8 protein-coding genes are annotated in these 13,358 nt (G+C 45.7%); 2 read left to right on the top strand and 6 right to left on the bottom strand.

The window, feature by feature from the left end; translation table 11 throughout:
• Window positions 1-10: 10 nt before the first annotated feature.
• The 4 genes from CH367_RS05750 to CH367_RS05765 all read right to left on the bottom strand — a co-directional run bounded on the left by CH367_RS05750 (window position 11) and on the right by CH367_RS05765 (window position 7,961).
• Entirely contained in the window at window positions 11-529 is a 519-nt protein-coding gene (locus tag CH367_RS05750) for a hypothetical protein (protein WP_100761544.1), read from the bottom strand.
• 94 nt (window positions 530-623) lie between these two features.
• On the bottom strand, window positions 624-2,852 hold the full coding sequence (locus CH367_RS05755) for a hypothetical protein (RefSeq protein WP_100761545.1): 2,229 nt from the start codon (window positions 2,850-2,852) through the stop codon (window positions 624-626).
• A 158-nt stretch (window positions 2,853-3,010) separates the two neighbouring features.
• Entirely contained in the window at window positions 3,011-6,052 is a 3,042-nt protein-coding gene (locus tag CH367_RS05760) for a TonB-dependent receptor (protein WP_100761546.1), read from the bottom strand.
• A gap of 211 nt (window positions 6,053-6,263) precedes the next feature.
• The gene (locus CH367_RS05765; RefSeq protein ID WP_100761547.1) at window positions 6,264-7,961 is read right to left on the bottom strand and encodes a putative bifunctional diguanylate cyclase/phosphodiesterase; all 1,698 of its coding nucleotides are present in this window, start codon (window positions 7,959-7,961) and stop codon (window positions 6,264-6,266) included.
• A gap of 333 nt (window positions 7,962-8,294) precedes the next feature.
• Here CH367_RS05765 and CH367_RS05770 point away from each other — a divergent pair, with 333 nt between their 5' ends.
• Together CH367_RS05770 and CH367_RS05775 are read left to right on the top strand one after the other, a co-directional pair.
• Window positions 8,295-8,900 (top strand): TetR/AcrR family transcriptional regulator, encoded by a 606-nt coding sequence (locus CH367_RS05770; RefSeq protein WP_165783228.1) that lies wholly within the window; start codon window positions 8,295-8,297, stop codon window positions 8,898-8,900.
• 41 nt (window positions 8,901-8,941) lie between these two features.
• Window positions 8,942-10,075 carry an alkane 1-monooxygenase gene (locus CH367_RS05775; protein ID WP_100761549.1) on the top strand — a complete coding sequence of 378 codons (1,134 nt, stop codon included), beginning with the start codon at window positions 8,942-8,944 and terminating at the stop codon, window positions 10,073-10,075.
• Between the two features lie 194 nt (window positions 10,076-10,269).
• Here CH367_RS05775 and CH367_RS05780 read toward each other — a convergent pair whose 3' ends face one another.
• Window positions 10,270-10,641: a nuclear transport factor 2 family protein gene (locus CH367_RS05780; protein ID WP_100762061.1), complete on the bottom strand. Its 372-nt coding sequence runs from the start codon at window positions 10,639-10,641 to the stop codon at window positions 10,270-10,272.
• A 189-nt stretch (window positions 10,642-10,830) separates the two neighbouring features.
• Window positions 10,831-13,356 (bottom strand): aminopeptidase N, encoded by a 2,526-nt coding sequence (gene pepN / locus CH367_RS05785; RefSeq protein WP_100761550.1) that lies wholly within the window; start codon window positions 13,354-13,356, stop codon window positions 10,831-10,833.
• Window positions 13,357-13,358: the final 2 nt, after the last annotated feature.

Genomic DNA, 13,358 nt, shown 5'->3' on the forward strand with positions numbered 1-13,358 from the left:
CGTTCGTTTCTTATTCTCGTTTGAGATGATAGAGTTTGTATTTTCCCTTATATTCTAAAAACGTACTGAACGAACGCAGTGTGATGGTCGTGTGATCCTTCGGATTGAGTAGGGTGGTCGCACATCCGAGATGTAAAGTAAACGGTCCGTATTCTTCCGGTTTTCTTCTGCACTGAACGGATTTGAATTGATAATCGATTCCGGCTCCGCTTAGAAAATTGAACTGTTCTTTGATGACGATGTTGGTTTCCATATTCATGTGTTCGTATGCGAGTTCGGGCGTCATGCCGGGATCGCTCGTAAACCTTTCTCCAACGTGTTTCCAGAACATCGTATTGTGTTCTTCCGGACTTAAGATAAGGTTTTCGATTCCCTGAAGATCTTTTTTTCGAAGCGCGTCGATCGCTTTGACCACAACTTCTTCCTTGGTAGGATAGAGATATGTGATCGGATAGTTCGTAAAAAGATTACATTGATAGGCGAAGACGAGGATACAAAGGGAAAGTTTTGCGTGAATGGATGACTTCATGTGTGAATTTTTAAATCCTAAAATATTCCGTAAATAAAAAACCCACTCCGTTGCCGAAGTGGGTTTCGTTTCCTAACTTAGAATGAATTCTAAATCAGTTGCTTGGATAAGACGCCCAACCTGCAGTCCAATCCGCGCCGGAGAAGTCGATCGCTCCATAATAAGTCGCGCTCGAAAAACCCGTTCCAAAGTTAGCCGCCGCCGTAGTGTTACCGCTTACGTTCGCCGCATTTGGTGCGTAGTTCGGAGAAGTGTAGTTGGTAGCCGCGGTTGAAATCGACACCGTGTTATTGGAAGTCACAACCACCGCGCCTGTGCAACCGGAAGCCGCTGAAGCGTCGTTCGCAAAGATGTTCGTTGCAGTTGCAATCGCCGCACCACTGGAGTCACCGCATTTAACCGCCGCTTTTGAACCGTAACCAACGATCAAGAAGTTGGTATAATCTCCAACGCTGATCGCCGCGCCCGCTCTACGAACGAAGATTGCATCTCCATGATTCGTGTCCGCAGGGTTTCCCGATCCAACACAAGTGATGTTTGCGAAGTATGGATCCGCACAATCACCGGCGCCTCTTGCAGAGCTTGTGCAAGAAAGAGCGGAGTTACCATCGCCTTCGATACAACGAGAAGTATCGTCGTTTGCCGCGATGGAAGTTTTGTAAAGGTGAGTGATACCGAATTGGTATTTACCGATAAATCCGTCTGCGAAGTCGAACTGATCGTCCCGGTTACCGGTAGAGATCATGTAAGTAGCAGTGAAAGCACCACCCCATTGTTCGAAACCGTCGTCAAATCCCATGTGGCACTGAACGTGATCCAGAGTGGTTTCTTGACCAACACCCATCAAAGACACACAGTTTCTTTCGTTACCTGGGGAGAATGGAGCGCCCGCGAATTGAACCACAACGTAGCTCAGCTTGCTTGCGCTAGCGGCATCGGAGTAGCTACTTCCACCGAAGGAACCAGTATCTCCTTCACCCACTGCGACCGAACCACGGCCACCGAAAGTTTGGATTGCGTTTCCTTGGAGAATGATTCCTTGCCAGTCCGCAGGAGCTCTTGAGCCCGCGTTTTGAGAAGAAGTAAACGTGATCGGTTCAGCGGAAGTTCCGTTAGCGATCAGCTTTCCACCCGGTTTTACTAAAAGCGCACCCGCTGGAGAAACCGCTCCGTAAAGAGTTGTTCCCGCTTGGATCGTAAGAGTTACACCGCTTGGAACAATCACAGTTCCGCTTAAGAGATAAGGGCTACCCGCTTTTGTAAGAGTTACGTTGCTTCCTAAGGTTCCGCTGATTGTGTTGTAATTTCTTGGATACACAACGTTTAAAGAAACGGTAGAGAAGGAAACGTCATAAGAACCCGCATATTTAGTAGGTTCACCGGAAGGGAAGATAGAAGTCCAGCTGTTCGCTTCTTGTGCGGTGATGTCGAGACCTGTGGAAAGTTCCAAAGGACCGTTTGCAAGTTTACCGGAAACGGGGCTGAGAAGTGTAGCCACACCGTTTTTGGTAATTTTCAAACGACGAGGTTTCAGAGTAGTTCCGTCGCTCTTAGTCACGAGAAGTTTATAAGTATTTCCTAAACTAGAAACGTTGAACTTCACGTGAGAAAAACTTCCGCTTGCGTCCGTTGTAAAAGTCGCGATTACGGTTCCGGATGCTTGAACGGTTGTATCGATTCCAACTGCGGTTGCGGCGGATTCCAGAGTCGTTACGTCGCAATAAATTCTATACTGGTCTTTCGTGTATTTCAAAGGTTCAGCACCGGCGCCAGTCGCGTCTCCCGCGGCAGGATATACGGTGTTGATCTTTGCAACTAAGTCGCTTCCGCATTTAGAAGCAACAAATTGTGCTCCTGCGGAAGAGCCAGCAACTGCGTTTGCCAAACTCGCAATATAAGTAGCAGGACAGTTCGTTCCTGTGTTCACAAGGTTTGTAGAATCGAAGCTATTGCAAGCACTTCCGTCTGCGGCAGTAGCCGCCGCTCCTTGAGAGTTGTTAAAGAGGAACCCGCCTGGGATTACGTTGTTACCGGAAACCCCGCCGTTTGATTTTCCCGCGGCGTTGTTGTTGATCCAGTTCGGAGGAAGAACGGTAGCGGAGCTTTCGCCTCTTCCTAAGATCTGAACCGTAGCATTCGCTAAGGGAGCTTGATTCTTGTCTACTAGGGTACCGGAAATATAAACGCCAGGTTGTTCTTGTCCAAGTATTAGTGCTAATATTGCCAGGTCGTTGTTGCTTTTTTTCTTATGGCAATTCGCTGCGAAGAGGGCAAGTGCCGCAAGTCCCAGAGAGATTCCCATTCTTTTCATGGATGGATTCATTGTGATATGAAATCTCCTAATTTGATGGGTCCTATTGAACAAAATTAATGTTTCAATTGTGTTTCGTTTTGGTTATGATTTGATTAGATTCTGCGGTGCAAAAATAAAAAATCCCGCGATGTTTTTAAAAGCATCACGGGATTCGAGTCGAAAGAGACTTAATTTAAGTTGTATGTTACGGAGAATGTAATCGTAGGTCCGAGACGGTAAGAGTTGATCGTCTCACCTTTGTAACTATGACCACCGATCGGGATGAACGTGTTTCCGATATTGAATCCGGTGTTGGAATGAACCGTAGAATCCAGAATCGGGTTTTCCTGAACGATTTTAATTCTACTGTCGGTCACGTTTCTCGCCGCAATCTTAATGTCCCATTTTTCGAGGAACTTCAGGTTATACACGAAGTCGAGCATACCCACTGGTCTTTCATACGTATCCGGAATTCCGATACCACCCACCGCGCTGATTCTCGGTCCGAACTCGTTGTATAACATGGTGATCGTATGATCTCCCTTGTCGTCGAAACGGTATCTTAAGTTTACGTTATATACGTAAGGAGATTGACCTTGCAGAGGTCTGGAAAGATTCGTAGGTCTCTGTGTGGTTCCGCTCACTTGGTAGTAGAGCCAATCTTGGAACTGAACTTCGGACTTGATGAAGAACGTGTTGATACCGAACGCCCATCTTTCCAATTTCGGAGTGAACATGTTTAGAGATTTTCTGACTTCCAACTCTATACCGTGCACGTAAGCGGATTTCGCGTTGGTGTAAGTGTATCTAAACTGAGAATCCACTTCCATTACCTTCTCGATCGGAGAAGCCATCTGTTTACCGAAAACACCGATCGCGATGATCTCATCCGCGTTCGGAAATTTTTCATAACGGAAATCGTAGTTATGAATGTAAGTTCTCGTTAAGTATTGATTTCCTTTTTCGATCCCGCCACCGAGGACGTTGAAGAACTGGAACGGAGCCATTTCTCTAAAGTCAGGTCTTGAAATCGTTTCCGTGTAGGAAACTCTTAAGTTCGTCTTATCATCCCAAGCATACACGAAGTTGGAAGAAGGAAGAAGGTTCTTGTTTGCGTTGATCGCCGCGGGAGATCTAAACGTAGGATCGATAACGGAAAGTTCATATCCGTTCAGATAAGACTTATAGTTGTAACGATCGAAGACTGCCGCGTTCGGATCAAACGGGTTTTGAGTCGCAACGGATTGATAGTTGTCCTCGTGTCTTGCACCGCCGATAAATCTCAACTTAGGAGTGATCGGCATATCCACTTGCAGATACTTTGCGAATAACTTTTGTTTTGCATTGTATTTATCCGTAGGTTGGGTTGCTTCGTCCACGAAGTAACCTTTGGATCCTCTGTTGAAAGGGCTATAAACCACTTCAGGAGGAATCGGATAGTTCGGATCGGGAATCGCGCCGCCCGCTAAGTTGCTCATGGAACCGGAGCTTTGACCTCTGAAGAAGTATCTCTGAGCCTCGAAACCTCTTTCTCTTTGAACCGCGGAATAACCGATCTTCAATTTGGATTGTAAGCCGTCCCATTGGTTGAAAGGAATTTCATAATCCAATCCGCCGTGTCTGCTCAAGTCTTTTGTCTTAGAGTAGAATTGACTGCTTCCTAAGGTTCCCCCTTGAAGCACCGCAGGCATTTGACCTTCCTGACCGGTTTGAACCGCGTAGATCGTATCTCTCATATCCGGCTGATTTCGGTTCGCTTCGGATTGAGCGAATCTCCATTCGAGTTTCGTCTTTACGTTTCCTACGTTGATGATATGATCGCCGGAAAGTTGACTACTATATAAGTTTCTCATAATGTAGTTCAACTTGTCGGATGCGATTGTCTGACCGGAAGCCAGGTTTTGACCGGAGTAAACCATCACTTCCTTATCGTTGTTCACGCTGAAGAAGTTTTTAAAATGCAATCTGTGACCGTTCGCCACTTGGAACGTGGTGTTGAGAATGGTTCCCCAGTTCACCGATTCGTTGTAGATATGCTGATCGTATTTGTAGGCTCTGTTCAACTGGGTGTTTTTATCGCCCACGGGGATTCCCGGAACGACCGCACCCGCTCTGTTCAGAACGTCGGTTTCTCTTCTGTATTGATAGTCGTTGTTGTAAGTGATCGCGAAGATCAAACCGAGTTTTCTATCACCGCCGAGGTCGAACTTGTTTCCGATGGAAAAGTTAAAACCCTTGTTGAGAGGCGCGTTCATCTGAGTCGGAGTCCACTGGTTGCTGAACTGCAAAGACCCGAGAGTAACCGCGGCTTGATTGTAACCGTATTGACCGGAACCAACCGCCTTAAACGGAGCGTCGGGAAGAATGTCCACCATACTCGGTTTGGATCTGTTTCCTTCGGACAAACCGAGCCAGTCCTGACCGCCGCCGCTGTATGTTTTAAAGTTTTGGAATGTAGTATTGTTGTTATAACCGGTTTGTAATCCGACCTTCACGAAAAATTGGTCCGGATAATCCTTGGTTTCGATCTTAACCGTTCCACCTGAGAATTCCGCTTGGTCTTCTGGAATGAACGTTTTCGAAACGACGATGTTTTTGATCAAAGAAGCGGGGAACAAGTCCAAAGGAACGATTCTTTTGTTCGGTTCCGTGGAAGGAAGAGGAGAGTTGTTCAACAACGTGTTGGAGTATCTTTCCCCTAAACCCCGAACGAAAACGAAACGACCGCCTACCAGCGTAATCCCGGTAACACGTCGAATGACGTCGCCCGCACTTGAATCCGGAGTTTTCTGGATCGCCTGAGCGGAAATACCGTCGGAAACCGCGGCGGCTTTCTTTTGAAATTTTAATAAGGACGCTTCGGTGTCGTTTAACGCTCTGTCTTCAACGACCACTTCTTCGAGTTTTTTAACGCCCATTGCGACGTTAACTCGAACGAGTTTACCTCCGCTGACGGTCACCGATTTCTTTTGAGTCTCCATACCCTGCATGATGAACTCAACGGTGTAACTACCGTCGGGAACTCCGGTGATTTCGTAGTTACCATCGACGTCCGTTCTACCGAACTTATTGATACTTCGGATAACGGCGGTAACCCCGAACATCGCTTCCGCGGTCTGAGCGTCGAGAGCTTGACCTTGCACCTTTCCGGTGCCTTGCGCGAAAACGGGGATACTAAAAATGCCGAGAGAAAGAATAATTCCTATTAGCGATTTCTTATAGATCTTCATAAATATTTTTAAATTTGTCCCGAATAACTTTTCTGTTTAGAGACTAAATTCACCGATTTCTGTTACGAACGGATTACGTACAGATTAAGAATGGAATAAGAACTAACGCAAGAACGGAGGTCGAGATCCGTTCGTACGGGAATTGACACGAGATTGAAATCAAAAGGAAGCGGGAGTTCCCCGCCTTGAGGAGAATGATTCGGGCTTGAAGTTAGGGGTCGAGAGTAGCCGGGGCATTTCGCTTAACAAAATCTTCCAAATCCTGAATCGGAAGCGGCTTCGAAAACAAAAATCCCTGGCCCATGCCGCAACCCTGGGCCTTCAAAAGATCTCTTTGGTCTTCGGATTCGATTCCTTCGGCGATCGTGTTTAAGTTCAAACTTTCCGCCAAAGCGAGAATGGTTTTGACGATCGATCCGTTCGTGGAATCCACACTTAAGCCCTTTACGAAGGATTGATCGATCTTCAGAGTATGCAAAGGATATTGGCTTAAAAAACTCAAAGAGGAAAAACCGGTACCGAAATCGTCCAGGGAGAGGGTAATTCCCGCCTTATGAAGAGAATTCAAAACTTCTAATGTAGAAACCGGATCGCCCGCAAGGGCGCTTTCCGTGATTTCAAGCTCCAATTCTTCGGGTTTGGTATCCGTTTCTTTTAGAATATTCAAGATCGTTTCCGTAAGAAATTTCTTGCGGAACTGAATCGGAGAAAGATTCACCGAAACGAGAAAACCCGGATTTCCTTTCTTCTTCCAATTTTGCAGATCGATACAAGCGCGTCTCAAGACCAATTCGCCGAGTTCTATGATCAAACCGGTTTCTTCCGCAAGAGGAATGAATTGAAGAGGGGAAATAACACCAAGACTCGGATGATTCCAGCGGACGAGAGCTTCCATTCCGATCAATCGACCCGATTGAAGATCCACTTTCGGTTGATAAAGAACGGTGAACTCGTTTTTGGCGACCGCGTCTCTCAATTCTTTTTCGAATGTAAGTTTCTCTTTCAATCGATCGTTTTGTTCCGGAGTAAAAAACCCAAAGTCGTTCCCCGAAGCGATACTGCCGTGAAGTGCGGTTTCCGCTTTCCAAAGAAGTTGTTCGGAAGAATTTCCGTCCTTCGGAAAGAACGATATTCCCGCGTTGAGATGAATGTAAATCTCGGCCCCCGCGATCGGAAGAGCTTCCTTAAAGCCCGATAAAATTTCGGCAACCTTGGTTTCGACTTCGGAGATCGCATTCGGATTGGTGCGGTAGAGTAGGGAGAATTCTCCCTCGCCGCTACGGCTTAAGATTAAGAAGTTATTTCCCAGGTCCGAAAGACGTTTGCCTATGAATCTCAAAAATAAATCGGCGGAATGATTTCCGAACGTGTTTTTGATTTCTTTCCATTTTTGAATTCCGAAGGAAACCACGGCAAGGTTTGAGGAATCTTCCGAGGAATTTTTGATTTCGGAATAAATTCTTTCCACGAACGAATCCCGGTTCGGAAGACTTGTGAGCGCGTCGTAATTGGAAAGATAATTGATGACGTCGTCGAGTTTGCGAACCGTAAGAGATGTTCCGGCCATGAGCGTTCCGGCTTCGTCCGTGTAATTCGTGGGAAGATTCGGAAGGACCTTTTCGTTCAGATATTTTTTAAGGGATTGCGAGGTAAGAGTGATGGGTGTCAACAATCTGTGAAGAGCAAACAAGGTCACTCCGGTTCCGCCTAACGTTGCCATGAGCGCGATGAGAAGGGTTTGAAAGATGGTTCTTACGTCGTATCCGGTGTTGATTACGTAATAAATCAAAAGTGCGATCAGAGGAACGTGGGTTCCCAAGAATGCGATGAGCAGAATTTTCGCGGTATACGATTTAAGAGGTTTGATCTTGGAGAGAGTTTCGTAAAGCCCCAGGTTTTGTTCCTTCATTCTTTGGATCCTTGGTTCGGAATTTGAAATCGCTCACAGGTTTTCATTTGGACTCTTTTCATTACTTAAGTGTTTTCGCTTCTTTCGATCCAAGTTTTAACGACGCTTCAGTCTTTCAACGGAAGAATCCTTTGCGTCGATTCATTCTTTCCTAAATCGTTTTTAACCTTAAAACCTGTAAGAATGTCAGAAATTGCAATGTGCTTTGACTTTTTAGTTTGAAAATTTGATTTAGAAGGGGCTTCTCAGATTTTTTTCTTGCATTCGATTGAATTTTTTATATAATAACTGTTGTTCTATAAAAACAGTTGTTCGAAATTAAGGAGAATTGCTTTGCCAAAAGTTGTGGACCACGAGCTTTATCGGATATCGATTCTGAAACGTTGCCTTGGTTTATTCGCCAAAAAAGGATACGCCACCGTGACGATGCGGGAAATTTCCAAAGAGCTTCGGGTTTCCACCGGCTCCTTGTATCATTATTTTCCGACAAAGGAAGTTTTGTTCGAGGAAATGGCGAAGTGGGTCGTGCGAGAGGACGCGGCGCAGTTGGAAGAGGTGAGAGGTTCGAGTAAACTTTTGAGTTTTCGGGAAAGGCTCGAACTTCTTTTCGAATTCGTTCGCGAAAGAGAAGGGCATTTTCAGGATTTAGTTCTGATCGCGTCCGATCTCTATCGTTTGGACGAATCCGAACCGGCCCGTGCGATTTTGAAAGAATGTTCCCTCGTATTTCGAAACGCGATCGAAAGTCATCTTGCGTTAAAAAACGAAGAGATGGAAAAACTTTTTTTCAGCGTTTTAATCGGTACGGTCTTTCAAAGAATGCTCGATCGGGAAACTGCGGACTTCGAAAAGACATTCGCTCTTGTAAGAGGTTTTGCTCCTTTGATTTCGTTCGGTTTATTATCGGAACCTAAAAAGGCGGGGAATGATTCTCCATAGAATCTTTTGCCCGATCCAAAAAAAACGGAGAGAATAGTATCATGACCAACTTAAAACGTTATTCGTTTATCGTTTGTTTTTTGGTGCCCGCGTTCGCGGTGCTCGGTTATTTTTTAGGAGGCGCGTATAACTTTCTTACCTTTGCGATCGTTTTCGGTTTATTGCCGATCTTGGACGTGGTGGTGGGCGCCGATCCTTCCAATCCGAAAGAAGAGGACGTTCCCGCTTTGCAGAACGAATTCTACTTTAGATTTTTAACATATATTTGGGCCTGGATTCAGATGGGACTCGTTCTTTGGTCCTTATACGAGGTGCAGACCAAAACTCTTTCCACTTTGGAATGGTGGGGTTTCGTTCTCGCGATCGGAATCAACACGGGCGGAATCGGAATCACGGTGGCGCACGAGTTGGGTCACAAAAGCAAGAAGATAGAACAGTGGTATTCCAAGTTCATTCTGATGACGGTTTGTTATATGCACTTCTTTATCGAACACAACCGAGGTCATCACGTTAACGTTTCCACGTTCGAAGATCCGGCTTCTTCGCGTAAGGGAGAATCGTTTTATAAATTTTATCCGAGAACGGTTTTCGGTTCTTATTTTTCGGCTTGGAAGTTGGAGGCGAAACGTCTTTCCAAAGCGGGCAAGTCATCTTGGTCCATGGACAACGAAATGATTTCTTCTACGATCATCCCTCTTTTGTTCATCGCGGTTGCGACCGGAGCCTTGACCTTGTATACGGGACGTTTTTCTTGGGAGGTTCCCGCGTTCTTCTTTGTTCAGAGTTTTATCGCCTTCTCTCTTTTGGAACTCGTGAATTACATCGAACACTACGGTTTGCAGAGAAAGGAAATCGCTCCGGGTAAATTCGAAAAGGTTCTGCCGATTCATTCTTGGAATCAGAATTTTGCGATGAGCAACGCGTTTCTATTTCATCTTCAAAGACATTCGGATCACCACGCGAACGCCGGAAGACGTTATTCCGCTTTGAGACATTTCGAGGAAAGTCCCCAACTCCCGTACGGTTACGAAGTTATGGTTCTGATCGCCCTTTTTCCTCCTCTTTGGTATAAGATCATGGATTGGAGACTCGAAGATTGGAAAAAGAAATATTACGGCGATTCGGTCGAGTTGAAAGCCGAAACGAAACGGCCGATCAAAAACGCAATTGCTTAGAATTTTGTGGATGGAAAGTGTTTTCCGTTTTCCCTGCGTGAGCGATCGAGACGGGGTCGACAAATTGGATTCTAAAAAAGGAATATTCAAAAAATATAAAATTTAATTTGTTGACCGGAGTCGAGAGCGCGACTCCGCGCTGGAAGGAAACTAAAGTTTTCGCGGAGGCACGCCCCGAAAAAAATCGGATTCTTTTAAAAAGCCCCGTTTTCGTTCGGGGAATCCTTCGTAAGAAGTTGACCCAAATCCCAAAGTTCAGCGACCTTATCTCCTTCAAATCGAAAGATATGAACGACCGCGATGTTCGGTTCCTCCGAATTTTGACGGACCACGAGCGAATGTGTGATCACCGTATCACCTTCTTCGAAACATTGTTTGATTTCGATTCGTTTGTTCGGACTTGCCTTGTGGGCTTCTTCCATCGCGGTCAAAAGAGAATTTCGATCCCCTTTGAAGTATTGGTTGTGATGGATAAAATTATTTGCGATGAATTGATCGTAAGCCGCTTGAACGTTTCCGGAGCCGGCCATCTCTAAAAACGAAGTCGCTTTTTTCTTGTTTGTCATTGTTTCGTCCTCGGTGTTCGTCGGAATTCCGACGACCTTTTTGTAAAATTGCGGCCCCACCCTGGGGCCTTATTGTGGGTGGGGGGTGAGGTGGTGGGAAAAGCCGATGGTATCGGAAAAATCCTCTTTGATCAACCGTAATTCTTTCGCGTGTGTTCGTCGGAACTCCGACAAACGCGGGTTATCCGACTACTGTTTGGAAAGAATTTTCACCGTTCTTTCCAGATCGTCCCGATGTTGTTTCAGATCTTTTTTGAGAAGAGCGGGGATTTCCTTTTGTTCCTTTAAGAATCGGTTCGTTTTATCGACGAGGGTTTGGTTCGGTTCCACACCCGGAAATAAGATGTTTCCAAACGCGGAAGAAAAGTGAGAATCCCGATCCTTATAAATTCCGATCACGGATCCGAAGTATAAATCCTCGTACGATTTTAACATTTCTTCCTGATGATCCCAATAGAATCCTCGCATTCCGTAACGAAGCGTGTCAGTGGAATGTTTTGTTTTAGGATCCGTGAATTCTTTCCAAGCCGCGGCCTTGGATTGGAGATCGGGATAAGCCACTTTTGCGCCGTATGCTTTTTTAGCTCCGAGATCGGAAGTGTCCTTGGTTTCCTCTTGAGCAATGAGAGCTAACGCGTCCTTGTTTCCGAACGCGGAAAGTCTCGTAAGAATACTCCACCTTCTTTCTTGGTCGATCTTGATTCCGGGGATCGTCGTTTTTGCGTCCAATAGATCCTTGAGATAAGAAAGTTGGTTCGGTGTTCTCGATGTTCCTTCGAGCATTCTATACCATACGATCTTTTCCTCTTCCTTTGTGGAAGGATCGTTCAGACCTTTTTTGGCGAGTTCGTTTAACTTCGTGGACCATTCTTCCCTGTGTTCTTTTTTTAAGTAACTTCCAGCGATGGAAGACGCCTTGGTAAGAATGTGACTGCTTCGAACCGCGAGATCCTCTTCGTAAATTCCCTGAGAGAATACGAGTTCGAGAAAATCCTTGGGGGAAATTTCAGCGTCACGCGTCATCTGCCACAGAGAGCCCCAGAGAATTCTTCTCGCAAAACGATCCTTCAGTTTGTTAAGCGAAGTCTTTAGAAGTGCGATTCCGTCCTTCGGAAGATATGTTTTGGCGTAGGCGAAGTCGTTCGTGTTCAACACTACGATTTCCGAAGAACCCGGTTCGTGTTTGTAAGGGAGAATGGTTTCAGTTCCCTTTACGACAACTCGGTCCTTCCACGCGACTTCGAACGATTCTCCCTTAAGCGAGAATATGGTTACCTCGAGCGCGTGTGTTCTATAAAGTCCGTTTTTTTCGGAAGGAAGTTGTCGGATTAACAGATGATCTTCTTTCCATTCGGGAAGAAGAGTGTTTACTCCGGTTGTGTCCAGCCATTCCTTGCTCCATCCTCGAATGTCGATTCCTGAGGTTTCGGACATCGTATCCAAAAAGTCGGTTTGAACCGTATTCGAATTCGCGAATTTTTGAAAGTATTTCCGCATCGCCTTACGGAACGCGTCTTCGCCGATATAATACATAAGCTGACGCAGAACGGACGCTCCTTTGGAATAGGAGATTCCGTCGAAGTTACTGATGGCGTCTAACGTGTTCTCCGCGCTTCCGGCGATCGGATGGGTTGTGGATAACTGATCTTCGCGATAAGCCCATTCTTCCCTTACGTAAAAATGTTCGAGAGCGTCCGGAAATAATTTTCCGTGAGACATCGCGTAATAGGAAAGATAATCGGCGAAACTTTCGTTCAACCAAAGGTCGTTCCACCATTTCATCGTGACAAGATTTCCGAACCACATGTGAACCATCTCGTGATAGATCGTATTGGCTCTTCCGAGATATTCGGAATAAATTCTCGGGCTTCTGAAAATATAATGTTCGGAAAAGGTGACGGCGCCCACGTTCTCCATCGCTCCCATGTTGAACTCGGGAACGAAGATCTGATCGTATTTTCCGTACGGATACGGAAGATCGAAATAGGATTCCAAAAATGAAAACGATTCTTTCGTGATTGCGAAGATGTTCTCCGCGTCGAGATATTTTGCGAGAGACTTTCTGCACAAAATTCTCAAAGGAATGTTTTTGTATTTATCTTCCCAAACCTCGTAAGGTCCAGCGATGAGCGCGAACAGATATGTGGAGAATAAGGCCGTTCTTTGAAAACGGATCTCTACTTTTTCCTTTTTGATTTCCTGTTTTGCGGGAAGTGTGTTGTGAACGTATTTCCAATCTTTCGGACCCGCGAGTGAAAGTTCGTATGTCGCCTTCAAATCGGGTTGATCGAAACAGGGAAACATTCTGTGCGCTTCGAACGGTTCGAAGTCCGTGTGAAGATATTCCGAGTTGTCGGACGGATCCTTGAACTGATGAAATCCCGAACCGCTGTGATTGTAATCGTTTACGTATTTGATTTTGATTTCATTCTTCCCCGGATTGAGGGAGTCGCCGGGAACGTCCAAGGTGGAATCGGTCTTCGTATAACCGCCGAATTCTTTTCCGTTTAACAAAAACACTTCGATCTTTTTCGTCACGAAGTCCACTTTGAGTTTTCCCTTTCCTTTTCCGGTATAAAAGAAAAGAATTTTGGTTTCTCCCTGATACGTGGACGATCCGGCGTTCAGATCCAGACGGATTTCGTAGCTGACCTGGTTGACCAGGCCGGCTCTTTCTAAGGCTTCTGTTTGCGTGAGTACGTTGGGAGCATCCATAG

Origin of the sequence: Leptospira barantonii, from assembly GCF_002811925.1 — a bacterium.
Lineage (GTDB): Bacteria > Spirochaetota > Leptospiria > Leptospirales > Leptospiraceae > Leptospira > Leptospira barantonii.

What these genes read in the sequence shown, in the direction of transcription:
- CH367_RS05765 (WP_100761547.1), bottom strand. Translation starts at nt 7,961, where the DNA reads ATGAAGGAACAAAACCTGGGGCTTTACGAAACTCTCTCCAAGATCAAA.
- CH367_RS05780 (WP_100762061.1), bottom strand. Translation starts at nt 10,641, where the DNA reads ATGACAAACAAGAAAAAAGCGACTTCGTTTTTAGAGATGGCCGGCTCC.
- pepN (WP_100761550.1), bottom strand. Translation starts at nt 13,356, where the DNA reads ATGGATGCTCCCAACGTACTCACGCAAACAGAAGCCTTAGAAAGAGCC.
- CH367_RS05755 (WP_100761545.1), bottom strand. Translation starts at nt 2,852, where the DNA reads ATGAATCCATCCATGAAAAGAATGGGAATCTCTCTGGGACTTGCGGCA.
- CH367_RS05775 (WP_100761549.1), top strand. Translation starts at nt 8,942, where the DNA reads ATGACCAACTTAAAACGTTATTCGTTTATCGTTTGTTTTTTGGTGCCC.
- CH367_RS05760 (WP_100761546.1), bottom strand. Translation starts at nt 6,052, where the DNA reads ATGAAGATCTATAAGAAATCGCTAATAGGAATTATTCTTTCTCTCGGC.
- CH367_RS05750 (WP_100761544.1), bottom strand. Translation starts at nt 529, where the DNA reads ATGAAGTCATCCATTCACGCAAAACTTTCCCTTTGTATCCTCGTCTTC.